Source organism: Phenylobacterium sp. Root1290, assembly GCF_001425305.1.
GTDB lineage: Bacteria > Pseudomonadota > Alphaproteobacteria > Caulobacterales > Caulobacteraceae > Phenylobacterium.
In genome coordinates, this window is record NZ_LMEE01000002.1 from 831,724 (window position 1) to 853,329 (window position 21,606).

General features: G+C 67.8%; 21 protein-coding genes and 1 pseudogene. 6 read left to right on the forward strand and 16 right to left on the reverse strand.

Going from position 1 to position 21,606, the window contains the following annotated elements; translation table 11 throughout:
- Positions 1 to 22: 22 nt before the first annotated feature.
- Entirely contained in the window at positions 23 to 1,153 is a 1,131-nt protein-coding gene (locus tag ASC79_RS13575; RefSeq protein WP_056017228.1) for a zinc-binding dehydrogenase, read from the forward strand.
- 111 nt (positions 1,154 to 1,264) lie between these two features.
- On the opposite strand, the gene ASC79_RS13580 is transcribed toward ASC79_RS13575, so the two are convergent.
- Together ASC79_RS13580 and ASC79_RS13585 are read right to left on the reverse strand one after the other, a co-directional pair.
- Positions 1,265 to 2,404 carry a thiolase gene (locus ASC79_RS13580; protein ID WP_056017231.1) on the reverse strand — a complete coding sequence of 380 codons (1,140 nt, stop codon included), beginning with the start codon at positions 2,402 to 2,404 and terminating at the stop codon, positions 1,265 to 1,267.
- A gap of 13 nt (positions 2,405 to 2,417) precedes the next feature.
- Positions 2,418 to 2,822, reverse strand: a complete 405-nt coding sequence (locus tag ASC79_RS13585) for a Zn-ribbon domain-containing OB-fold protein (RefSeq protein ID WP_056017234.1) — start codon at positions 2,820 to 2,822, stop codon at positions 2,418 to 2,420.
- A 117-nt stretch (positions 2,823 to 2,939) separates the two neighbouring features.
- Here ASC79_RS13585 and ASC79_RS13590 point away from each other — a divergent pair, with 117 nt between their 5' ends.
- Positions 2,940 to 3,368, forward strand: coding sequence for a DUF1810 domain-containing protein (locus ASC79_RS13590; protein WP_056017237.1), 429 nt, complete (start codon positions 2,940 to 2,942; stop codon positions 3,366 to 3,368).
- Positions 3,369 to 3,520: 152 nt separating this feature from the next.
- Here ASC79_RS13590 and ASC79_RS13595 read toward each other — a convergent pair whose 3' ends face one another.
- The 3 genes from ASC79_RS13595 to ASC79_RS13605 are packed head-to-tail and all read right to left on the reverse strand — an operon-like array spanning position 3,521 to position 6,243.
- On the reverse strand, positions 3,521 to 3,940 hold the full coding sequence (locus ASC79_RS13595; RefSeq protein WP_056017240.1) for a hypothetical protein: 420 nt from the start codon (positions 3,938 to 3,940) through the stop codon (positions 3,521 to 3,523).
- Positions 3,937 to 4,956 (reverse strand): phosphotransferase family protein, encoded by a 1,020-nt coding sequence (locus tag ASC79_RS13600; protein ID WP_056017242.1) that lies wholly within the window; start codon positions 4,954 to 4,956, stop codon positions 3,937 to 3,939. Before ASC79_RS13600 ends, ASC79_RS13595 begins: the two co-directional genes overlap by 4 nt.
- Before the next feature lie 6 nt (positions 4,957 to 4,962).
- Positions 4,963 to 6,243, reverse strand: coding sequence for a cytochrome P450 (locus ASC79_RS13605; protein ID WP_056017244.1), 1,281 nt, complete (start codon positions 6,241 to 6,243; stop codon positions 4,963 to 4,965).
- A gap of 182 nt (positions 6,244 to 6,425) precedes the next feature.
- Between ASC79_RS13605 and ASC79_RS13610 the strand changes: the two genes are divergently transcribed.
- The 3 genes from ASC79_RS13610 (at position 6,426) to ASC79_RS13620 (ending at position 10,013) form a co-directional block, all read left to right on the forward strand.
- Positions 6,426 to 7,508 (forward strand): hypothetical protein, encoded by a 1,083-nt coding sequence (locus ASC79_RS13610; protein ID WP_056017246.1) that lies wholly within the window; start codon positions 6,426 to 6,428, stop codon positions 7,506 to 7,508.
- Between the two features lie 185 nt (positions 7,509 to 7,693).
- Positions 7,694 to 8,656: a MoxR family ATPase gene (locus tag ASC79_RS13615; RefSeq protein ID WP_235528661.1), complete on the forward strand. Its 963-nt coding sequence runs from the start codon at positions 7,694 to 7,696 to the stop codon at positions 8,654 to 8,656.
- Between the two features lie 4 nt (positions 8,657 to 8,660).
- The gene (locus ASC79_RS13620) at positions 8,661 to 10,013 is read left to right on the forward strand and encodes a VWA domain-containing protein (RefSeq protein WP_056017249.1); all 1,353 of its coding nucleotides are present in this window, start codon (positions 8,661 to 8,663) and stop codon (positions 10,011 to 10,013) included.
- 3 nt (positions 10,014 to 10,016) lie between these two features.
- On the opposite strand, the gene ASC79_RS13625 is transcribed toward ASC79_RS13620, so the two are convergent.
- The 9 genes and pseudogenes from ASC79_RS13625 to ASC79_RS13665 form a co-directional block, all read right to left on the reverse strand.
- Positions 10,017 to 10,487 carry a hypothetical protein gene (locus ASC79_RS13625; protein ID WP_156378267.1) on the reverse strand — a complete coding sequence of 157 codons (471 nt, stop codon included), beginning with the start codon at positions 10,485 to 10,487 and terminating at the stop codon, positions 10,017 to 10,019.
- Between the two features lie 4 nt (positions 10,488 to 10,491).
- Positions 10,492 to 10,848 (reverse strand): hypothetical protein, encoded by a 357-nt coding sequence (locus ASC79_RS13630; protein ID WP_056017255.1) that lies wholly within the window; start codon positions 10,846 to 10,848, stop codon positions 10,492 to 10,494.
- A 192-nt stretch (positions 10,849 to 11,040) separates the two neighbouring features.
- Positions 11,041 to 11,310 (reverse strand): hypothetical protein, encoded by a 270-nt coding sequence (locus ASC79_RS13635; protein WP_056017258.1) that lies wholly within the window; start codon positions 11,308 to 11,310, stop codon positions 11,041 to 11,043.
- A gap of 109 nt (positions 11,311 to 11,419) precedes the next feature.
- A pseudogene (locus tag ASC79_RS21655) lies at positions 11,420 to 11,587 on the reverse strand (LuxR C-terminal-related transcriptional regulator); the annotation flags it as partial.
- 155 nt (positions 11,588 to 11,742) lie between these two features.
- Positions 11,743 to 11,946, reverse strand: coding sequence for a hypothetical protein (locus ASC79_RS13645; RefSeq protein ID WP_056017264.1), 204 nt, complete (start codon positions 11,944 to 11,946; stop codon positions 11,743 to 11,745).
- 84 nt (positions 11,947 to 12,030) lie between these two features.
- On the reverse strand, positions 12,031 to 15,363 hold the full coding sequence (locus ASC79_RS13650) for a carboxyl transferase domain-containing protein (protein WP_056017267.1): 3,333 nt from the start codon (positions 15,361 to 15,363) through the stop codon (positions 12,031 to 12,033).
- A 53-nt stretch (positions 15,364 to 15,416) separates the two neighbouring features.
- The gene (locus tag ASC79_RS13655) at positions 15,417 to 16,634 is read right to left on the reverse strand and encodes a TetR/AcrR family transcriptional regulator (protein ID WP_056017270.1); all 1,218 of its coding nucleotides are present in this window, start codon (positions 16,632 to 16,634) and stop codon (positions 15,417 to 15,419) included.
- 82 nt (positions 16,635 to 16,716) lie between these two features.
- Complete coding sequence (locus tag ASC79_RS13660; protein WP_056017272.1) at positions 16,717 to 18,897, reverse strand: xanthine dehydrogenase family protein molybdopterin-binding subunit; 2,181 nt, start codon at positions 18,895 to 18,897, stop codon at positions 16,717 to 16,719.
- Positions 18,898 to 18,899: 2 nt separating this feature from the next.
- Positions 18,900 to 19,367: a (2Fe-2S)-binding protein gene (locus ASC79_RS13665; RefSeq protein ID WP_056017275.1), complete on the reverse strand. Its 468-nt coding sequence runs from the start codon at positions 19,365 to 19,367 to the stop codon at positions 18,900 to 18,902.
- Between the two features lie 262 nt (positions 19,368 to 19,629).
- Here ASC79_RS13665 and ASC79_RS13670 point away from each other — a divergent pair, with 262 nt between their 5' ends.
- Entirely contained in the window at positions 19,630 to 19,947 is a 318-nt protein-coding gene (locus ASC79_RS13670; protein WP_056017278.1) for a UrcA family protein, read from the forward strand.
- A 63-nt stretch (positions 19,948 to 20,010) separates the two neighbouring features.
- On the opposite strand, the gene ASC79_RS13675 is transcribed toward ASC79_RS13670, so the two are convergent.
- Complete coding sequence (locus ASC79_RS13675; protein ID WP_235528663.1) at positions 20,011 to 20,721, reverse strand: DUF4908 domain-containing protein; 711 nt, start codon at positions 20,719 to 20,721, stop codon at positions 20,011 to 20,013.
- A gap of 115 nt (positions 20,722 to 20,836) precedes the next feature.
- A complete protein-coding gene (phbB, locus tag ASC79_RS13680) occupies positions 20,837 to 21,562 on the reverse strand; it encodes an acetoacetyl-CoA reductase (RefSeq protein ID WP_056017281.1) in 726 nt (241 codons plus the stop codon).
- Positions 21,563 to 21,606 lie beyond the last annotated feature (44 nt).

Below are 21,606 nucleotides of genomic sequence, written 5' to 3' on the forward strand. Positions count from 1 at the left end.
AAAATTCAAACTGGAGATGGGTATGGGAACGAGCCTGCAACTGCGCTCGCTGGTGAAGTCGAGCGGCGAACTGGAACTGTCCTTGGCGCGGGTGCCGGTGCCCGAGCCCGCCGCCGACGAGGTGCTCGTGCGCATCGAAGGCGCCCCGATCAACCCGTCCGACCTCGGCCTGCTGCTGGGTCCGGCCGATATCGCCAACGCCAAGGCGAGCGGCTCGGGCGACGACGTCGTCGTCACCGCCCCTGTCCCGCAGCAGTTCCTGCGCGCGCTCAACGCGCGGCTGGACGACTCCATGCCGGTGGGCAACGAAGGCGCGGGCGTGGTCATCGCCGCCGGCTCCTCGCCCGAGGCCCAGGCCCTGATCGGCAAGACCGTCGCCCTGTTGGGCGGCGCGACCTACGCACAGCATCGCACCGCCAAGGCGGCCGACGTGCTGGTGCTGCCGGAAGGCGCGACGCCGGCCGACGGCGCCTCCTGCTTCGTCAATCCGCTGACCGCGCTGAGCATGGTGGAAGTCATGCGCCGCGAGGGCCACACCGCCCTGATCCACACGGCGGCGGCCTCGAACCTCGGCCAGATGCTGAACAAGATCTGCATCAAGGACGGCGTGGCTCTGGTCAACATCGTCCGCAGCCAGGAGCAGGCCGACCTGCTGCGCGGCATTGGTGCGAAGTACGTCGTCGACTCCTCGGCCGCGAACTTCATCGAAGCCCTGACCGACGCCATCGACGAGACCGGCGCCACCCTGGCCTTCGACGCGATCGGCGGCGGCAAGCTGGCCTCGCAGATCCTCTCGGCGATGGAAGTCGCGGCCAACCGCAAGGCGACCGTCTACAGCCGCTACGGCTCGTCGACCTACAAGCAGGTCTACATCTATGGCGGCCTGGACACGCGCCCGACCGAACTGGCCCGCAACTTCGGCCTCTCCTGGGGCGTGAACGGCTGGCTGCTGACGCCCTTCCTGGCCAAGATCGGCGCCGAGGAAGCCGGCAAGCTGCGCGCCCGCGTGGCGGCTGAGCTGAAGACCACCTTCGCCAGCCACTACACCGCCGAGCTCTCGCTGGCCGAGGCCCTGCAGCCCGACGTCATCGCCGCCTACTCGCGCAAGGCCACCGGCGAGAAGTACCTGATCAACCCGAACAAGGGCGTCTGACACATAAAAAATGCTGCACCCAGGCCTTGCAGCATGGGTGCAGCATAAACTGCGGTAAGTCGCTGTTTCATCAGCCTTTCCCAGCGCGGGAAAGGCTGATTTTTTTCGCCGCTACTTCTCGTTCGTGAAGATCACCGTCCCGGAGGAGGCGAACATGCCGCCGACGCCGTGGGCGACGCTGATCTTGGCGCCTTCGATCTGGGCCGCGGCGGTGCCGCGCATCTGACGAACGCTCTCCTGCAGCGCATACATCCCGTACATGCCCGAGTGCATGTAGGAGAGGCCGCCGCCGTTGGTGTTGAGCGGCAGCTTGCCGCCGATGGCGGTGTTGCGCTCGCGGATGAAGTCCTTGGCTTCGCCCGGCTTCACGAAGCCGAGGTCTTCCAGGCCGTAGAGCGGCAGGTGGGCGAAGGCGTCGTAGATCATCAGGTGATCGACGTCGGAGTGCTTGATGCCGGCGTCCTCGAACGCCTTCGCGCCCGAGATCTTGAACGCCGTCGACGAGGTGAAGTCGTACATCTGCGAGACCATCGGCGTCTCGACGCTCTCGCCCGTGCCCAGCACGTAAACCGGCTTGTTCGGGAAGTCCTTGGCCCGATCGGCGCTGGTCAGGATCAGCGCGCCGCCGCCGTCGGTGACGAGGCAGCACATCAGCATCCGGAACGGCCAGGCGATCATCGGCGAGTTCAGCACGTGGTCGACGCTGATCGGGTCCTTGAAGCTGGCGCGCGGGTTCTTGGCGGCCCATTCGCGCTGGATGACCGCGACCGTCGCCAGGTCTTCCTCGGTGACGCCGTAGGTCTTCATGTAGCGAAGCACCGGCACGGTGAACATGGTCGGCGGACCGACCGGACCGAACGGCATCTCGAACTGGCCCATCAGGCTGGAGGGCGCACGGCCGAAGCCGCCGGCGCCGACCCGCGAACGGCCCGATTCGCCGTGGGTGATCAGGATGGTCTTGGCGTGGCCCGCGGCGATCGCCGCCGCCGCGTGACGGACGTGCAGCATGAACGAGCAGCCGCCCACCGACGTGCCGTCGGCATAGGTCGGCTTGATGCCGAGATAGTGGGCGAGTTCGACCGGGCTGATGCCGGCGGTGGCGACGCCGTCGATGTCGGCCGGCGTCAGGCCCGCATCGGCCATGGCGTTCAGCGCCGCATCGGCGTGGAGGCCGATCACGGACACGTCCGGAATCTTGCCCATCTTCGTGGTTTCCGCGGCCCCGACGACCGCGACGGAATTCTTTTGCATTGTCTCTGAGCCCTTACGACTTGGCCGGCTGGAAGAAGGGCAGCGAGATCGTGTCGCTGAACTTTTCGAAAACGACCTCGAGCGGCATGTCGAGGACCAGGGCTTCAGGCGTCTGCGGGCAGCCCACGATGTTGGTCATCATGGTCGGACCTTCTTCGAGCTTCACCACCGCGATGGCGTAGGGCTCGGTCCCCATGTCGGGGCGGGGACGGTGGTTGATCACATAGGACCACAGGACCGCCTTGCCGCTGGCCTTGAAGACCTCGACATCGCGCGACCCGGTCTTCGGGCAGAAGGGGCGCGGCGGGAAGTAGGCTTCGCCGGTGGCCTTGTTGCGTTGCAGGAGCAGTTCGCCCCGGCTCGCCCCGTCCCAGAAATGCTGGGTCTCAGGCGTGGGTTCGGGCAAGATTCTCGCCATCTGGAAATTCGTCCCCAATCAAAATTCGACGTTTGGAAATTGGCCCGCCTGACGACGGGCGCGGCAGCAAAGCCCGATACGGCCGCGTTGTCGATGCTGACGCTAAGGAAAACTTCGATGTCAGACCTCTTCGACCTCGCCCGGTTCGTCGACGCCCAGGAACCTGTGATCGCCGCGGCGCGCGCCGAACTGGCGGCCGGACGCAAGCGCTCGCACTGGATGTGGTTCGTTTTTCCGCAGATCGCCGGCCTGGGATCGAGCGCCATGGCCCAGCGCTATGCGATCGGTTCGGCGGGCGAGGCGCAGGCCTATCTCGCGCATCCCGTCCTCGGCTCGCGGTTGCGCGACCTGACCGAACTGGCGAACGAGGCGCCCGGCTCGGCGCGCGACGTGTTCGGCCCGCCGGACGATCTGAAGTTCCGTTCCAGCATGACGCTGTTCAACGCCGTCGCGCCGGAGGAAGCCCCGTTCCGCACCGCGCTGGCGCGCTATTTCGGCGGCGAACGCGATCTCCGCACCTTGGAGGTCCTGGAGCGGCTGAAGTGAGCCCCAAGTGTCATCCCGGAAAGCGCGAAGCGCTTGTCCGGGACCTCCTGATGGATCAGGCTCTAGCGCGGCCCCGCGTCACTTGACCAGCACGGCGCGAGTGGGCCCCGGTCTTCGGCTACGCCGAAACCGGGATGACACTCATGGTCTGATCACACCGGCGACGACGCCAGCTTGCGCCGGTCGGTCGAGGCGAGGAGCTCAGCCCAGACGGCCGCCTCCAGATCCTTCGCGCCCTTCGCCTCGGCCGCTGTGTGCAGCGCGATGAGCGCGGCGCGCAGAGCATCGTTGGCCGCTTTCAGCGCCGAAAGCCGCAGATCCTCGTCGGCGCCCGACGCCAGGACAGCGAAATCCAGCCCCGCCTCCCCGGCCCGCGCCAGCAGCGGCCGAATCGCGCGGTTCTCGGCCACCAGCCGGGCGGCCATGCCGTCCCAGACCTCGGCCGCGACGCCGAGCAGGGCCGCGGTAAGGCCGAGCGAGCTGGCGCGGTCGGCGGGATGCACGTCCGGCATGGCGTTGCGCATGCAGAGCCCGGCCAGTTCGGCCAGGACGGCGGGAACGGTCGGGTTCATAGGCGTCCCATCACTTGCAGGGTGGCGCGGTCCTGGGCGTTCTGCAGCAGCCAGGGCGGATAGACCATGATCGGCTCGCGGTTGCCCCCGTCGATCCAGACACGGGCCGAGGAGATCCAGATCGCCTGGCCCTTCACGCAGTTGAACAGCTCCCACCAGTGCAGCGCGGCGGGGTCGGCCTTAAGACCGCTGGCGCGTTCCCAGATCGCGATCGCGGCCTCGCGCGGCAACAGCCCGCCGGCCTTGCCCTGACCGAACGACCAGACCGGATTGAAGCTCCAGCCGAGGTCCTCCAGCGGATCGCCCAGGTGACACATCTCCCAATCGAGGATGCCGTGAATGCCGCCGGCCTGGTCATAGAGGAAGTTGCCGGTCCGGTAGTCGCCATGCACCACCGACAGCTTCTGGGCCGGCGGCGGCGGGTTGGCCCGCAGCCAGCGGATCGCCGCGCGGGTGATCGGCAGCGGTTCGGGCTCGTCGCGGTCGAGCAGGCCCTCCCAATAGGACAGTTCGCGCTCCCAGCAGGCGTCGGGCTCCGGCAGCGGCATCACGCTCGTCAGGCCCAGCGCGACTGGGTCGGCCTTGGCGATCTCGGCCAGGATCGTCCACTTGCGCTGGCCCAGCTGATCCAGGGTCGCGGCATAGGGCGGCCCGAACAGCAGCATGGGCGAGGCCTGGAAGCCGGCGATCTCCTCGGCGATGAAGAACGGGTGGTCGAGGGCGGCGTCCTCTTCCTCGAGCCACAGCATCTCGGGCACCGGCACGGCGCTGCCGTGAAAGGCGCGATAGGCCTCGAATTCGATCCGCCGCTCGGTCTCGATCAGCGAGGCCGGCGGGTCGCGCCGCAGGATCAGCTTGCGCTCGCGCGCAGCGCCGTCCTCGTTCCAAAGCAACCGAAAGCGATAGGTCTCGCGCGAGGCGCCGCCGGAGATACGCGACAGGTCCTCGACCGCGACATCGCGCGCACCAGGCATGCGGGCGGCGATGTACGCGGCCAGACGGGGTTCCAACGCCATGCCAGGTCAGTGCATCGAGAAACGGACGGGCAGGGTCTTGGGCCCGTTGACGAAGGTCGCCAGGCTCTGCTTGGGCTCGCCGTTCAGCTCCAGGGTCTTGATGCGCGGCAGCAGCTCTTCCCAGAGGATCCGCATCTCCATCTTGGCCAGATGCTGGCCCAGGCACAGGTGCGCGCCATAGCCGAAGGCCAGATGCTTGTTCGGCTTGCGGTCGACCTTGAACGCCGCGGCGTCGTCGAAGACCTCTTCGTCCCGGTTGCCCGAGGCGTAGCAGAGCATCATCCAGTCGTCCTTGGCCAGCTGGCGGCCGGCGAACTCGGTGGCCTCGGTCGCCGAGCGCATGAAGGTCTTCACCGGCGTGATCCAGCGGATGCTTTCGTCGACCAGGCTGGGGATGAGCGACGGATCGGCCTTCACCTTGGCGAACTCGCCCGGATTGGCGGCCAGGCCCCACAGGGCGCCGGCGGTCGAGGACGAGGTGGTGTCGTGGCCGGCGGTGGCGACGATCATGTAGTAGCTGATCGCCTCCAGCTCGGAGATCGGCTGTCCGTCGATCGTCGAATTGGCGATCACCGAGGCGACGTCGTCACGCGGGTTCGCCCGGCGGTCGGCCGACACCTTGTTGAAGTAGGTGTAGAAGTCGGCGATCACCCCGTCGCGCATCAGCGACTCGAAATCGCGCTGCTTGCCGCCGTCTCGCGCCAGCTCCGGATCGGTGGCGCCGAACAGTTCCTGCGTCAGGGTGAGCATCCGGGGCTCGTCCTCCTCGGGAACGCCCAGGATCTCCATGATCACGTGCAGCGGATAGCCGAGCGCCACGTCGCGGACGAAGTCGCACTCGCCGCCGGTGGCCGCCATGCGATCGACCGCCTTGCGGGCGATGCCGCGGATGCGGTCTTCCAGGCCCTTGATGTTGGTCGGCATGAACCAGGACTGGGTCAGGGCGCGGTACTTCGGGTGGTCGGGCGCGTCCATCTGCACCAGGCTGCGGACCAGGTGCGGGCTGCCGCCCATCATGGCGCGCACGGCGGTGTCGGCGGCCTTGTTGGTGATCACCGTGGCCCTGTCGCCGCTGTGGAACAGCGCGTTCTGACGGCTGATCTCCAGGATGTCGGCGTGTTTGGTGGCCACCCAGAACGGATCGAAGCCGTCGATCTCCGCCAGGCCGAACGGGTTGTTGGCCCGCAGCCAGGCATAGGTTTCGTGAATGCGCCCGTCCGCATAGGCGGAAGGATCGACCAGATTGGCCGCGTATTCAGTGGGTATGCGCGCGTTGCTTGTGCTCATCTCTCCTGAGCGCCCGTTGCTGGTTCACGCCGCGTAACCTTACGTGGCGTCAGCAAAAAGCGTCCTCCCTTGTCTTGTTATCTTTGTTCACTTGATAATGCCGCACACGGCGACGTCGCAATACCGTCAATCGACAAAGACATGATCGCTGCAGTGCAAGACACGTCTGGGAGGACGCCCGCATGCTGACCAAGGCCGACGATTTTCCGATCCACCAGACGCCCGAACCGATCGCCTATGCCGGCACGGACCGGAACTTCTACGACCGCTACTTTTTCAACGGCTATCAGCCGGACGGGACCGAGTTCTTCGCCGTCGCCTTCGGCGTCTACCCCCAGCTCAATGTGGCGGACGCCCATTTCTCGGTGATCCGCGACGGCGTCGAGCACTGCCTGCACGCCTCCAAGGTGATGAACATGGAGCGGCTCGACCTCTCCTGCGGGCCGATCTCGATCGAGATTCTCGAGCCGCTGCAGAAGTTGAAGGTCACGGTCGCGCCGTCGAACGGCTTCGCCGCCGAGATCGTCTTCGAGGGCCGCTCCTTCCCGATCGAGGAGCCGCGTTTCATGCGGCGGATCGGACCGCGCGCCTTCATGGACTACACCCGCCTGACCCAGAACGTACGTTGCAGCGGCTGGATCGAGGTCGACGGCGTGCGCAAGGAGCTGGCCAGCGGCTCGGTCGGCACGCGCGACCGCTCGTGGGGCATCCGGCCGATCGGCGCGCCCGATCCCCAACCGCCGGTCCCGATGACCCTGGGCGGTTTCTTCTGGCAATGGACCCCGCTGAACTTCGCCGACCGCAGCATCTTCTTCCACGTCAACGCCGATCCCGAAGGGCGTCCATGGAACACCCGCGCGGTGATCGCCCCGGACGGCGCCGGCCATGACGGCTTCTACGAAAGCGAAGAGCCGACCATGGACGAGGTCTCGCTGATCGCCGGCACCCGCCACGCCAGCACCGGCACGCTGAACATTCCGCTGGCTCAGGGTTCGGCCAAGATCAGCTTCAAGCCGTTCCTGACCTTCCTGATGCGCGGCATCGGCTATGGCGCGCCCGACTGGCGCCACGGAGGTTACAAGGGCGACCTCGTCGTCGAGCGCGAGGACATCGACCTGGCCGCGACCAACATGGGCAGCCCCGAGAACTGGCACATCCAGGCGCTCAGCCGCGTAACCCTGACCCTGCCCGGCGAGGCGCCGGTCGAAGGCATGGGCGTGTTCGAACAACTCATCGCCGGGCCGTATCGGCCGTATGGGGTGTAGGCGTCCCCTCGCCCCGTCGTGTCATCCCGGTCTTCGGCTGCGCCGAAACCGGGATGACACTCTGGGCGGAGCGCACCCAACACCCGTTTGAACCAGCGCTTGCACGCGGCCCTCGCCGCCTGCACACTCTCGCCCATTGAAGATAGCCAGGCGCCATTTCGCGCGACTTTTGAAAGTTTGAGACTTTGACCGCTACCTCTCCCGCGGCGATTAAGGCCGCGCAGCCGGACGTCCTGTCTTCCGTGGACGCCCTGACCGAAGGGCTGGCCAGCGTCGGCTACATCGCCTCCCGCCGGATCGCCACCGCCCTCTACATGGCCATTCACCTGCAGAAGCCGATCCTGGTCGAAGGTTCGGCCGGCGTGGGCAAGACCGAGCTGGCGCTGTCGACCGCCAAGCTGCTCGGCCAGCCGCTGATCCGCATGCAGTGCTACGAGGGCCTGGACGAGTCCAAGGCGCTGTACGAGTGGAAATACGGCAAGCAGCTGCTCTACACCCAGATCCTCAAGGACCGGATGGGCGAAGCGCTCTCCGACGCCAAGGACATGGACGCGGCGATGGACCGCCTGCACGGCATCGGCGACCTGTTCTTCTCCGAGCCCTTCCTGGAACCGCGCCCGCTGCTGAAGGCGCTGAAGGAAGACGACGGTTGCGTCCTGCTGATCGACGAAATCGACAAGTCCGACGAGGCGTTCGAAGCCTTCCTGCTGGAAATGCTGTCGGCCTATCAGGTCTCGATCCCGGAACTCGGCGTGATCGAAGCCAAGACGCCGCCGCTGGTGTTCCTGACCTCGAACAACATCCGCGACCTCGGCGATGCGCTGAAGCGCCGCTGCCTGCACCTGCACATCCCGCTGCCCGACGCCGACCTGGAGCGCAAGATCGTCGCCAGCCGCGTGCCGGACATCGAGCAGACGCTCACCGCCAGCCTGGTGAACTTCGTGCAGTCGCTGCGCACGCTCGACCTGCGCAAGTCGCCCTCGATCTCGGAGACGGTGGACTGGGCGCGCGCGCTGATCCTGCTGAACGCCGACAGCCTGAGCCCTGAGGTCGTGCGCGACACGCTCAACGTTCTGCTGAAGTTCGAACCGGACATCGCCGCGGTGGAGCCGCAAATCTCCGAGCTGCTGCGCCGTCCGGCGGCCTGACCCCATGCAGGGCGCTTTGGAAGACTTCTTCCGGGCCCTGCGGGCCGCGGACGTCAAGGTCTCGCCTGTAGAGGCGATCGACGCACACCGGACGGTGGCGAAGGTCGGGTTCACCGACCGCGAGCTGTTCAAGGACGCGCTGTGCGCGACCCTGGCCAAGACCGCGGACGAAGTGATCCGGTTCGACGAGACGTTCGAGACCTTCTTCTCGCGTGACGAGCTCGCCTTCGAGCCGCCGCCGCAAGGCGACGGCGATCCGATGGAGGGCTTGCCGGAAGGCGCCGAGGACTCGGAGCTGGCCCGCATGCTGCTGGAGGGCGACGCCTCGGGCCTGGCCCAGGCGATGGAGGAAGCCGCCCAGCGCGCGCAGGTCTCGCAGATCCGCCTGACGACCCAGCGCTCGCGCCTGACCCGGCGGCTGCTCGAGGAGATGGGCCTCGCGGAGATCGAGGCGCTGATCAACAACGCCCGCAAGCTGGAAGGCGGCGGCGACGCGGCCGATCGCCTGGAGGCGGGCAAGCGGCGCCTGGCCCAGGAAGCCCAGCGCTATGTCGAGCGCCAGCACGAGCTCTATGCCTCAGGCTCGGGCAAGATGCTGCGCGAGGAGATGCTTGCCCGCAAGGCGCTGAACGCCGACGGCGGCATCGATCCCGTCGACCAGGCGATGATGCAGGCGCTGGTCAAGAAAATGGCCAAGCGTCTGGCCGACCGCTACTCGCGCCGCCGCAACCGCGCCCGCAAGGGCCACATGGACATCCGCCGCACGCTGCGAAAGTCGATGCCGTATGGCGGCATGCCGTTCGAGGTCATCTGGAAGACCGAGAAGATCGACAAGCCGTCGATCATCTGCATCTGCGACGTGTCGAAGTCGGTGGCCGCGGCCGCACAGTTCCTGCTGACCTTCCTCTACTCGCTGAACGAGGTGGTCGACCGGATGGAGGCCTATGCGTTCTCCGGCCGACTGATCAGCGTCAACGACATCCTCGACGACGAGCATGTCGACGGCGCCATCTTCCAGGTGCTGCGCAAGATCGGCTTCCAGCAGACCGACTACGGCAAGTCGCTGGAGGACTTCTGCGAGAACCACCTCGACAGCGTCGACCGGCACACCACCGTCATCTTCCTGGGAGACGGGCGGTCGAATTATGCCGATCCGCGCCTCGATCTGATGGCCACGATCCAGACTCGCGCCCGCTCGGTCATCTGGCTGAACCCCGAGCCCGAGAGCTACTGGAGCCAGGGGGACAGCGTCATGTACCGCTACGAGCGCTTCTGCCACGTGGCCAAGACCTGCAACACCCTGGGGCAGCTGGAACGGATCATCGAGGACGTGCTGCGCACCTACGTGCCGCACTAGGAGCTAGGCGTCCGCCGCCTTCGTGCGGCGGGCGTTCGCCTCGAACGCTCCCCAGGCCAGCGAGGCCAGGAACCCGAAATAGAGGATGTAGAGGCTGGCGACGTAGCCCCGCGCCAGCAGGGTGACGTCGGCCAGCTTGGCGGCGTGGCACATCAAGGTCAGCGCCTCGGCCGCCCAGGCGCCGATCAGCCACTGGCGGTCGTAGAACCAGATCAGCAAGGTCACGACGCCGAGCACCGCCGCATCCACCGCGGCCACGCCCCACAGCGGCTGCGGCAAGCCGCCGAGCTGCTGGGCGAACGGGCTGAGGAAGAAGGCCGCGAGACTGACGCAGGCGGCGATCCGCTCGGGAACGCCGCCCTTCCAGAGCGCCACCAGCGTGACCGCCGCCGTGGCGACGGCGCCGGTCAGCTGAACGGGCGCATTGAACATCTCGAACCAGCTCATCCCCGGAAGGGAAAGCGGTGCGAGCATTGCGTCAAGCCGCGCTGGCGACGGCGCGCAGGATCGGCCCCTCGCCCTCCGCTACGCCGGTCGGCGGCTTCTCGACGCCGGTGCCGTGCAGGGTCGTGGGCTGAACGCCCAGCTGCGGCGAGGCCTTCTCGAAGGCGGCATGCGCCGACATGGCGTGGCCGCGCGCAGCGCCCAGCGCGTCGATCGTGCGGGTCAACGCGGACACCGCCTCGTGGCCAAGCACGGCGGAGTAGTTGTGCTCGCGGCGCAGGGCGCTGGTCTGGGCGATCAGCAGGGCGGCCTTTTCGAGGGCGGCGTCCAGCGCGGCCTCGGTTTCGAAGAGCGAGGTGGCGATGGCCTGGGCCAGTTCGCGACGTTGCATGAGGTGTCCTTCCTCCGCGCCGTGGCGCGGGACGTGTGTGTGATGAGCTGCGATGGAAAACGGCGGCGGCCTGGAGCCGTCAGCCGCGGGCAAGCCAGACGTCGAGCGCCTGCATGAGATGGCCAAGCTGGATGGCGATGGCCAAACCGCCGATCAGCAAGGCCCCAGCGACCAGGGTGAACAGCATGGCGCTCACGAGCCGTCGCCAGGGGGTCCGGGCGGGCCTTGAGCCAGCCACCTCCACGACTGGGGGGGCTGAGCTTCCGCGGGCAACAAGACGAGCGCGATGCAGATAATCTCGCGCAGCAGATCGAGCCTCGTGAGATAGGGGCTCAGCTCCCGCGTCACCTGCAGAAGGTGATGCACCGTCTCCTTCTGCTGGCCCGTGCTGGCCAGGCTGTCGAAGATCGCTTCCAGGTCGCCCCAGGTGGTCTGTGGCAGTTGTTTCGCCGTGTGGGGCATGTGCGCCTCCTTTCGACAAGGAGGTCAGCATCTCCTCGACGCCGGCGGCCAGGGGGAGCGGCGCCCCTACGTAGTCATCGCGTACATCGCCGGCGAGCATGCGGGCGGCGTCGCGGCGGTTGGCGGCGCCCAGCTTCTTCATCGCCCGTTCGATGTGCTTGTCGACCGTGCGCGCTTCGAGCCCGAGTTCGCGCGCGATCTCCTTCGACTGGAGGTGGCGGGCCACCCCCATCAGGCACTGCCGCTCGCGTGGCGTGAGCGTGGCCAGCCTATCCATGACTCGTCCCCCGACCCTCAGCGGCCGGTGCGGCGGCCGCCTCTGACGGGCGGGCGCGCCAGCGCAGGCCGCGAGGCTTAGGGTTTGTAAACTTGCTTAACGCGCATGGCGAGGCAAGCCGGGCGCGGTCACACCCCCGTGCGCCGGCCGGCGGGTCAGGCGCTCAGCGAGACGGCGACGCGCACGATCCGGCGGCGGCAGGCGAGCGGCAGCGTCTGCAGGACATCGGCCAGATCGACGTCGGCGGGCTCCGCCGCCATGCCGTCGAGCAGCGCGCCCGCGGGCAGGCTCAAGGCTGCGGCCAGCGCCCGGAGCTTCTGCGCGCTGATGCGCTCGGCGGACTTGGTGGAACGGTGCAAGGCGCGGCTCCGGGGGTGTTGAGCGCTTCTCACACGGCCCCGCGGACGCGGTCCATACACAAGTTGTATCTTGCAAGTCTGGGATCACCAGCTGTCGATCCAACGCAGCTTCTTGCCGGTGCGGACCGGCAGCGGCGGCAACGACTTGAGACCCGACAGAACCCATCGCCGCGTGTCCTTCGGATCGATGACGTCGTCGAGCGCGGGGCCCATCGCCTGGGACAGCGCCTTGCCGCGGGCGTAGGCTGCGGCGACCATGTCGTCGAACTTGGCCTTGCGGGCGGCCGGGTCCTCGATGGCCGCAAGCTCGTTCCGGTAGCCGAGCTTCACCGATCCCTCCAGGCCCATGCCGCCGAACTCGCCGGTCGGCCATGAGACGCAGAACATCGAGCCCTGATAGGAGCCGCCGGTCATGGCGATGGCGCCCAGGCCATAGCTCTTGCGCAGGATCACGGAGAACAGCGGCACGGTCAGGTTCGCCCCGATCACGAACAGCCGCGAACAGTGGCGGATGAGGCCGGTCTTCTCCGCCTCAGGTCCGACCATGTTGCCGGGCGTGTCGGAGAGCGACAGCAGCGGAATGTCGAAGGCCTCGCACAGCTGCATGAAGCGGGCGGCCTTGTCGGAGGCGTCGGAATCGATCGCGCCGCCCAAATGCTGCGGATTGTTGGCGAAGACCCCGACAGGCCTGCCCTCGATCCGGATAAAGGCGGTGACCATGGCGAGGCCGAACTTGGGCCGCAGTTCCAGCACCGAGCCCTCGTCGGCGATCAGTTCGATCACCTTGCGGATGTCGTAGACGCGCAGGCGGTTCTCGGGGATCGCCCGGCGCAGCAGGCGCTGGTCGGCGCACGACCAATCGGCGACCGGCCCCTGGAAATACGAGAGGTACTGCTTGGCCAGGCGCACGGCGTCGGCCTCGTCCTGCGCCAGCACGTCGATCGTGCCGTTGGCCTGCATGACCTTGATCGGCCCGATCTCCTCGGGACGGAAGACGCCAAGCCCGCCGCCCTCGACCATGGCCGGACCGCCCATGCCGAGCGCCGAGTCCTTGGTCGCGATGATCACGTCGCAGCAGCCGAGGATGGCGGCGTTGCCGGCGAAGCAGCGGCCCGAGGAGACGCCCACCAGCGGCACCGCGCCGGAAAGCCTGCCCCAGAACTCGAACCCGCGGACGAAGCCGCCGCCCTCGGTGTCGCCGGGCCGCCCGCCGCCGCCCTCGGTGAAGAACACTGTCGGCAGCCGCCAGCGCGCGGCGATCTCGCTCATCCGGTCGAGCTTGTCGTGATTGTGCGAGCCCTGGGTGCCGGCGAGCACGGTGTAGTCGTAGGCCATCACCGCAACGCGGGACCGGTCCTCGGCGAAGCGGTCGCCGTTGACCGCCCCCAACCCCATGACCATGCCGTCGGCCGGGGTCTGGGCGATCAGCTCGTCCACTGTGTTGCGGCGCCGGCGCGCCGCCACGGTGAGCGCGCCGTACTCGGTGAAGCTGCCCGGATCGCACAGATCGTCGATGTTCTCCCGGGTAGTGCGCTGACCGGTCTTGCGCCGGCGCGCGACCGCGTCCGGGCGCGCCTCGTCCAGGGTCATGCGCTGGCGTTCCAGCACCTCGGCCAGGTCTGGGCGGATATGGTCGAGGTCGACGTCCTCTTCCGTCGCAACGGCGCCGCCGGCCACGTCGGCAGGCTCGATGAAAGCCAGGGCATGGTCCTCGAAGACCGTGTCGCCCTCCCCCACAGCCACCAGCCGCACGACGCCGGAAGTCTCCGCGGTGACGACATGCTCCATCTTCATGGCTTCCATGACGAAGAGCGGCTGGCCCTCGCGGACCTCGTCGCCGGCCTGGACCATCAGGCCGATGACGGTGCCCTGCAGCGGCGCGCGAACCGGCTTCGTGCCTTCAGGGCCGTCGGCATCCTCGAGATCCTCCTGCGCCGCCGCCTCGGCCTTTCCATGGCTCAGCACGGCGAGCGGATCGGACGCATCGATCTGCGCCCCCGCACGCTTGGGCGCTGCGGCCGCGGCGGTCGCGAAAAAGAGCTGCGGCGAGGCCGGAGCCTGGGCCAATTCCTCCATCCGCTCTTCGATGAGCCGCGTATGAACCTCGCCGGCGGCGACGGCGGGATGGCCCAGCAGGCTCTGCAGGAAGCCGATGTTGGTGGCGGCGCCGACGATCTTGAACTCGGACAACGCGCGCCGGGTCTTGGCGACCGCGGAAGGCAGGTCGGGGCCATGGACGATCAGCTTGGCCAGCAGCGAGTCGAACCGGGCGCTGGTGCGGTAGCCGCCATATCCGAAGCCGTCGACGCGCACCCCGCGCCCGGACGGCGGCTCGTAGGCCGAGAGCACGCCCCCGGAAGGTTTGGCGGAGCCGTCGGGCGTCATGGTTTCGAGGTTCACCCGCGCCTGGACCGCCACCCCGCGCGGGCGCGGTATGTCCGCTTGGGTCAGCCCGAGGTCGGCCAGCGATCCCCCGCGGGCCAATTCAATCTGTATACGGACAAGATCAAGGCCAGTGACCTCTTCGGTCACCGTGTGTTCGACCTGAAGGCGCGGATTGGCCTCGATGAACACGACGCGATCGCCAGTGACCAGGAACTCCACCGTGCCCAGATTGCGATAGCGGGCGGCGCGCCCAAGGGCCACGGCGGCCTCGAACAGCCGCTCGCGGGTCTCGAGCGGCAGGGTGGCGGCCGGCGCGATCTCGACGACCTTCTGGCGCTGTCGCTGCAGGCTGCACTCGCGGTCCCAGAGATGGGACACAACCTGTCCGTCGCCGACGATCTGCACCTCGACGTGGCGCGCGCGTGGCAGGAATTCCTCGACATAGAGCGCCCCGTCGCCGAAGGCGGCCTGCGCCTCGGACGCGCAGCGTTCGAAGGCGCCGGTGAGCTCGTCGGCCGACCGAACCGGCCGCATCCCCCGGCCGCCCCCGCCGGCGACCGCCTTGACCATCACCGCGCCGCCCGCGCCCAGGCCCTCGAGAAACACCCGCGCCTCGGCCAAGGTGACGCCGCCTTGAGTCCCCGCGAGGATCGGAACGTCGCAGCGCTCCGCCAACGCCCGGGCCGCGCCCTTGTCGCCGAACAGCTCCAAGGTTTCGGGCGACGGGCCGACGAACGTCACCCCGGCTTCGGCGCACGTCCGTGCAAAGGCGGCGTTCTCGGACAGAAATCCGTACCCGGGGTGCACCGCATCGCAGCCATGCTCCCGCGCCGCGGCGAGGATCTGCGCACCGTCGAGATAGGCCGCAGGCCCAGCCCCGTTCAGGGCGTGGGCGCCGTCGGCCATGCGGGTGTGAAGCGAAGCCGCGTCATCGCTGGAGTAGACCGCCAGAGTCTCGATCCCCATGTCCGCGGCGGTGCGGGCGATACGGATGGCGATCTCGCCGCGGTTGGCGATCAGCAGCTTCTTCACGTGGCGTTCCCTCGGGCTTTTGGCTCACTTTGCCCGGGCGTCGCCTGGGACGTCTATGCCTGCTTGGAAGCCAGGCCCTCGAAGAACGGCCGGACATAGAGCGCCGCCGCCGTTTGCGGCGTCACCCCCGGCGTCCAGTGATGCAGTTCGGCGGCGGCGTTGATCATCGCCGTCAGCATCTGCGCGCCGATATTGACGTCGACCGGCCGCACCGACCCGTCGACAATCCCGTCGGAGATCAACGAGGCGAAGCGATCGGAGAGCCGGTCGAAGCGCGCCACCAGCTGGGGCTGGATCGCTTCCGGCGCCGAGGTGAGCGCCGACGCGCGCAGCAGCGGCGCGTTGCCGTTCAGCTGATACTCGACCAGGGCGGAGGCGATGGTCGTCAGGGTCTGCAAGCCGCTGGTCGACACCGCCTCGGCCTGACGGATGGCCCTGCGCATGACGTCGAACGTCCGCTCGAAGCACGCCACGACCAATTCGTCCTTGGTCTCGTGGTGGTGATAGAAGGCGCCCTTGGTGACGTTGAGCCGCGACGAGATCTTCTCGACCGAGGCGCCGACATAGCCCTCCTCGTTGATCAGCTGCGTGGCGGCGCGCAAGAAGAGCTCGCTGGAAGCCTCTCCACCCAATTTCGGGATCAGAGTCGGCAGGGCCACCGGATTCCAGGCGGCGCCCGGGGCGGCCAGACCATCGACGCTGATCGACCAGACCCGCTGCGAGACGCGGCCGAAGTCCTCCACGTCGTTCCGGTGCAGCCAGACCGGCGCCCAGAACACTTCGGAGATCAACAGCAGCGCGCGCGCGCCGAGCGCCGGCCGCGACAGGCCACGCGTCTCCGGCCCCGCGAACAGCGTGCGGATGCGGCGGAACATGTCGACATAGGCGGCGTTGACCGACGCGCTGTTCAACGCACGGACATCGTTGAAGACGGTGAGGGGCTCGACGTCCCCGGCCATCATGCGGGCGCGGTAGTCGAAGTAGGCGTCGAGGAACAGCTTCAGCCGCGCCCGGACGTCGGGGCCGCCCTCCGCGAGCGCGATGAGGTCGTTGTAGCGCTCGATCCCGCGCAGGAAGCAGGCGGCGGCCAGATCTTCCTTGTTCTTGAAGTAGTAGATGACGCCGGTGGGCACCAGGTCGAGCCGCGCAGCCACGTCGGCCAGAGTCATGCCGCGTACGCCCCGCCGATTGAGGACCTCCACGGCCGAACCCACAATCGCGTTCTTGCGCAACTCAAAGCGCTTGGTCGGTGCACGGACCGTCGTCGTCATCGATCTTATTCTTGTTATGCAGGCGACGACGGATCAGCCCCGCCGCGTCCTCCCAAGCCTATGATGGCTTAGGCTGACGCGCTTATCCACTCTTGAGCATGGCTGTATCGATCGGAAGCTGACGAATGCGCTTTCCTGTGGCGGCGAAGATCGCATTGCACAGCGCCGGGACGATCGGCGGCAGGGCCGGTTCGCCCAGGCCGGTCGGCGAATTGTCCGACTTGATGAAGTGCGTTTCGATCGGCGGCGCCTCGTTGATCCGCATCAACGGATAGTCGGTGAAGTTGCTCTCGACCGCCGCCCCGTTCTCGATGGTGATCTTCTGATGCAGCGCGCCTGAAAGTCCGTCCAGCACCGAACCCTCGATCTGGTTCAGCGCGCCGAACGGATTGATCACTTGCCGGCCGACATCGGCCGCCACCCACACCTTCACCACCTTGATCGCGCCGTCGGCGGCGACCGCCACCTCCACCACTTCGGCGAAGTAGCCCAGGTGGCTGTAGTGGAATGCGACGCCCAGGCCCGAACCCTTGGGCAGCTTGCGGCCCCAGCCCGATTTCTCGGCGGCCAGCTTGACCACCGCGGCCATGCGTCCGGCGGCGTAGCCGGACGGAGGCTCGCCGACCATCGGCTTGTCGCCCAGCAATTTCAGCCGGAACGCCACCGGATCGGCGCCCGCCGCGTGGGCGAGTTCGTCGATGAACGACTGCACGACGAAGGAGATCGCGTTCGAGCCCGGCGCACGCAGGGGGCCGGTCGGCACGCCGCACGGCACCATCGACAGGTCATAGCGATAGTTGGTCAGGAAGCGGGCCGGGAACTCGGTCGGCGACATGCCGGCGCTGCGCGCCGGGGTTCCGTTCTCGCCGAGAGTGACGAAGTGGTCGTGCCAGCCGACGATCTCGCCCGCCGCGTCCACCCCGCCCTTCAGGAAGTGCCAGCCGGCCGGGCGATAGAAGTCGTGGCGCATGTCGTCTTCACGCGTCCAGAGCAGCTTCACCGGCGCGCCGACCTGCTTGGAAATCCAGACCGCCTCGACCATGTAGTCGTTCATCAGCCGGCGGCCGAAACCGCCGCCGCCGCGGATCATGTGAATGGTGATGTCGTCCGGGGCGACGCCCAGGGTCTTGGCGACCAGTTGACGGCCGGGCTCGGGGTTCTGGGTCGGGGCCCAGATCTCGACCTTGCCGTCCTTGAAGTGCGCCGTGCAGTTCTGCGGCTCGAGATTGGCGTGCGAGATGAACGGGTAGGCGTAGGCCGCCTCGACCGTCTTGGCCGCGCCCTTCAGCGCCGCGTCCACGTCGCCGTCATTGCGCTCGGTCTTGCCTGGCGCGGCCTTGGAAAGCGCCAATGCCTGGGCCGCGAAGGCGGCCGAAGACTGGCTGGCGGTCGGATGCTCGGCCCAGCGGATGTTCAGCTTGTCGCGCGCCTTGCGCGCCGCCCACCAGTTGTCGGCGACCACGGCGACGCCCGGCAGCAACCCGTCGAGCACGGTCCCGCCCTCGACCACGAAGGCGTCGCGCACGCCCTTGACGCCCTTGGCCGCGGCCAGGTCGGCGCTGGCGACCTTGGCGCCGAATACCGGAGCCTTTTCGAAGGTGGCGAACAGCATGCCGGGCACGACGACGTCGATGCCGAACAGCGGCTTGCCGGTGACGATGGCGTCGGTGTCCACCTGGCGCAGCGGCTTGCCGATGATCTTGTAGTCCTTGGCGTCCTTCAGCGGGACAGTCTTCAGGTCCGGCACCGTGACGGAGGCGGCCTTGGTCGCCAGCGATCCATAGGTCGCCTTGCGCTTCGAGCCCGCATGGTGAACCACGCCGGCGGCGGTCGTGCACTCAGTGGCCGGCACGCCCCAGCCCTGCGCCGCGGCGGCGACCAGCATCATCCGGGCCGCAGCCCCGACGCGCCGCAGTTCGTCCCAGTGCAGCGGCGTCGCCATGCTGCCGCCGGCGAACTGGCGGCCATAGGTGGCGAAGTCGTTCTTCGCCTGCTCAGTACGGACCTGCGCCCAGTCGACGTCGAGTTCCTCGGCGATCAGCATCGGCAGCATCGTCTTGATGCCTTGGCCGACCTCGGGGTTCTTCGCGACGATGGTGACGCTGTTGTCGGGCGCCACGCGCACATAGGCGTTGAGCTTGCCGCCCGCGCCGCCGGCTTCGGCCGCGCCGGCCTTGCCGGCGATCGCGAAGGAGAGGACCAGGCCGGCGCCCGCGAGCACGTCGCGGCGGTTGGCCGAGGGAAGGTGCGATCCGTCCGCCATGATCAGGCCTCCGTCTTCTGGCCGGACGCCAGCTTGATGGCCGCGCGGATGCGCGTGTAGGTCGCGCAGCGGCAGATGTTGCCAGCCATCGCCTCGTCGATGTCGGCGTCGGTCGGCTTGGGCTTTTCGGTCAGCAACGCCGTGGCCGACATGATCTGGCCGGCCTGGCAGTAGCCGCACTGGGCGACGTCGAGCTCGCTCCAGGCCTGCTGGACCTTCTTGCCGACGGCGCCGGCGCCCACGCCCTCGATGGTGACGATCTTAGCGGCGCCCAATCCCTCTACCGGGATCGCGCACGAGCGCATCGGGGCGCCGTCCACGTGTACGGTGCAGGCCCCGCATTGGGCGACGCCGCAGCCGTATTTGGGACCGAGTATGCCGAGGGTGTCACGCAGCACCCAGAGCAGAGGCGTATCCCCGTCGACGTCCGCCGACAGAGTCTTGCCGTTCACATTGAGCTTGAAGGCCATGAAAGCCGCCCTCCCCTTTTGAGGCTGAATCCTAAGGGCTGGTACGGCTTCACCGCAAGCGGAGTAAATCTATCGCCGTCGGCGGGCCGGGCGATCAGCATCGAGAACGCCGACTAACATCCAAGTAATGATGTCGAATGTACATTCGGTAATATTCTTAAATCTGCGTCATTACCCCGACTTAACAAGACTTATCGTCGCACTCTGAAATATCCCTACGCCATCGGCGGCAAGCAAAGCCACCAGAATAGGGAGAGTTCAGATGACCAAGTTCAGCAACACCCTGGCCGGCCTGGCGACCATCGCCCTGGCGGCTGTCCCGGCGCTGGCCCTGACGACCAGCGCCCAGGCCGCCCCCGTCGCGGTGAAGGTTTCGGACATCGCCGTCGGTTCGCCGCGCGACGCCCACACCCTGGAGCATCGGGTCGCCAAGGCGGCGAGCGCGTACTGCAGCAACGCCGCGGCGGGCCGCATCACCCTCTCTGCCCGTCAGGACTGCCTGCAGGGCGCCCGCGCGGAGATCCAGGAAAAGCTGGCGATGCGGCAGGCGGCGACCTCGCAGATGCTCGCCCAGCGCTAGCAGCGCGGTCCCGGCCCATCGAGAGCCCGCCAACCCGTGGCGGGCTTTTGCATGCAGGGGCCGCTAGCGGGAGCCCGCGGCCTGCATGATGCGGTCGGACGAGGGACGGCCGTAAAGCCCGTCGGCCGGGGTTACGGTGATCCGCATTTCCTCGCCGTACAGGATGGCGGAAGGCCGGCGGCCTTCGACCAGCTTCACCTTCTTGACCCGCGACAGAAGGCTGCGGCCGTCGGGGCGGCGCGAGATGCGCACCACCGCCTCCGCCGTCACGGCCGCGGCGTCGGCGACGACCGCCGACGAGGCCGGGGAGGCGTCGGCCTCGAAGGGAATCAGGCGCCGCGCCGCGCGCGTCGCCCGGGCGCTGGCCTGGGCCAGACGCTCGAGCAGAACCTGTGGGCTGAGCGGCGCCAGACGCAGGGCGCCGCCGGCGCCGGCAAGGGCGGCCGGCGAGCCGCCAGGGCGATCGGCGGTGAACAGGGTGAGGCCGCCGAGGCGCGTCGCGCGCAACATCGGCTCGCCCAGATCGTTCTTGTAGATCACGTCGCCGCGCGGCGCCGGATGCGGTCGCAGCGCCCATATTTCGGGGCTGGCGTCGAACTTCATGTAGACGCGGGGCTGGCTGCGATCGAGCACGAACTCGTCGCCGTCTTCGCTGACATACCGGGCGACGGGCGGGCTCGGCTGGCGGCCCGGCGCCGGTCGGTCGCCGAACAGGCCCTCGCGCAGAGTCTGAGGTCCGGCGGCGAGCGCGCTCGACGCACAGACAAGGCTCATCGCCGCGGCAAGCGCCACGGCGATGAGACTTAGGTACGCTGACGCCGGTCTTTCGCTCACCATCGAGCTAGGCAGATGCCCTTTGACTGGGGCGCTTTTTGGACGCGCCTCAAGCTTAGCCGGCCATGTACTGGCCACCGTTCAGCGACAATGTCGATCCGGTGACATAGCCGGCGTGCTCGCCGGCCAGGAACGCAACCATGTCGGCGATCTCTTCGCCCTTGCCCAAGCGGCCGACCGGGATCTGTCCGATGATCGAGGCCAGCACGTTTTCGGGCACGGCCTGGACCATCTCGGTGTCGATGTAGCCCGGCGCGATGCAGTTCACGGTGACGCCCTTTCGGGCGTTCTCCAGCGCCAGCGCCTTGGTGAAGCCAATGACTCCGGCCTTGGCCGCCGAGTAGTTGGTCTGGCCCATCTGGCCCTTCTGGCCGTTGATCGACGAGATGTTGATGACCCGGCCCCAGCCCCGGTCGCGCATGCCCTCGATCACGTGGCGGGTCATGTTGAACACCGAATCCATGTTCACGCGGATGACTTCCGACCACTGCTCGGGCGTCATCTTGTGAAACACGCCATCGCGGGTGATGCCGGCGTTGTTGACCAGCACCTCGATCGGGCCGAGCTCGGCGGTCACTGTCTCGACCGCGCGGCGGCAGTCGTCGAAACTGCCCACATTGCCCTTCACGACCATTACGCCCAACTCGGCCGCGCAGGCCTGGGCGGCCTCCTCATTGCCGGAATAGCCGGCTGCGACGGCGAAGCCGTCGCTCTTCAATCGCTCGACGATAGCCCGGCCGATACCCCGGGTTCCCCCCGTCACGAACGCCACTCTGCCCATCGGGCTCGCCTCCCTCGTTTAAATCTCTGGGCGCCGGTTGGTCC

Coding starts and splice junctions, on each gene's coding strand:
- ASC79_RS13575 (WP_056017228.1), top strand. CDS start 23: ATGGGAACGAGCCTGCAACTGCGCTCGCTGGTGAAGTCGAGCGGCGAA.
- ASC79_RS13580 (WP_056017231.1), bottom strand. CDS start 2,404: ATGCAAAAGAATTCCGTCGCGGTCGTCGGGGCCGCGGAAACCACGAAG.
- ASC79_RS13585 (WP_056017234.1), bottom strand. CDS start 2,822: ATGGCGAGAATCTTGCCCGAACCCACGCCTGAGACCCAGCATTTCTGG.
- ASC79_RS13590 (WP_056017237.1), top strand. CDS start 2,940: ATGTCAGACCTCTTCGACCTCGCCCGGTTCGTCGACGCCCAGGAACCT.
- ASC79_RS13595 (WP_056017240.1), bottom strand. CDS start 3,940: ATGAACCCGACCGTTCCCGCCGTCCTGGCCGAACTGGCCGGGCTCTGC.
- ASC79_RS13600 (WP_056017242.1), bottom strand. CDS start 4,956: ATGGCGTTGGAACCCCGTCTGGCCGCGTACATCGCCGCCCGCATGCCT.
- ASC79_RS13605 (WP_056017244.1), bottom strand. CDS start 6,243: ATGAGCACAAGCAACGCGCGCATACCCACTGAATACGCGGCCAATCTG.
- ASC79_RS13610 (WP_056017246.1), top strand. CDS start 6,426: ATGCTGACCAAGGCCGACGATTTTCCGATCCACCAGACGCCCGAACCG.
- ASC79_RS13620 (WP_056017249.1), top strand. CDS start 8,661: ATGCAGGGCGCTTTGGAAGACTTCTTCCGGGCCCTGCGGGCCGCGGAC.
- ASC79_RS13625 (WP_156378267.1), bottom strand. CDS start 10,487: ATGCTCGCACCGCTTTCCCTTCCGGGGATGAGCTGGTTCGAGATGTTC.
- ASC79_RS13630 (WP_056017255.1), bottom strand. CDS start 10,848: ATGCAACGTCGCGAACTGGCCCAGGCCATCGCCACCTCGCTCTTCGAA.
- ASC79_RS13635 (WP_056017258.1), bottom strand. CDS start 11,310: ATGCCCCACACGGCGAAACAACTGCCACAGACCACCTGGGGCGACCTG.
- ASC79_RS13655 (WP_056017270.1), bottom strand. CDS start 16,634: ATGACGACGACGGTCCGTGCACCGACCAAGCGCTTTGAGTTGCGCAAG.
- ASC79_RS13660 (WP_056017272.1), bottom strand. CDS start 18,897: ATGGCGGACGGATCGCACCTTCCCTCGGCCAACCGCCGCGACGTGCTC.
- ASC79_RS13665 (WP_056017275.1), bottom strand. CDS start 19,367: ATGGCCTTCAAGCTCAATGTGAACGGCAAGACTCTGTCGGCGGACGTC.
- ASC79_RS13670 (WP_056017278.1), top strand. CDS start 19,630: ATGACCAAGTTCAGCAACACCCTGGCCGGCCTGGCGACCATCGCCCTG.
- ASC79_RS13675 (WP_235528663.1), bottom strand. CDS start 20,721: ATGAGCCTTGTCTGTGCGTCGAGCGCGCTCGCCGCCGGACCTCAGACT.
- phbB (WP_056017281.1), bottom strand. CDS start 21,562: ATGGGCAGAGTGGCGTTCGTGACGGGGGGAACCCGGGGTATCGGCCGG.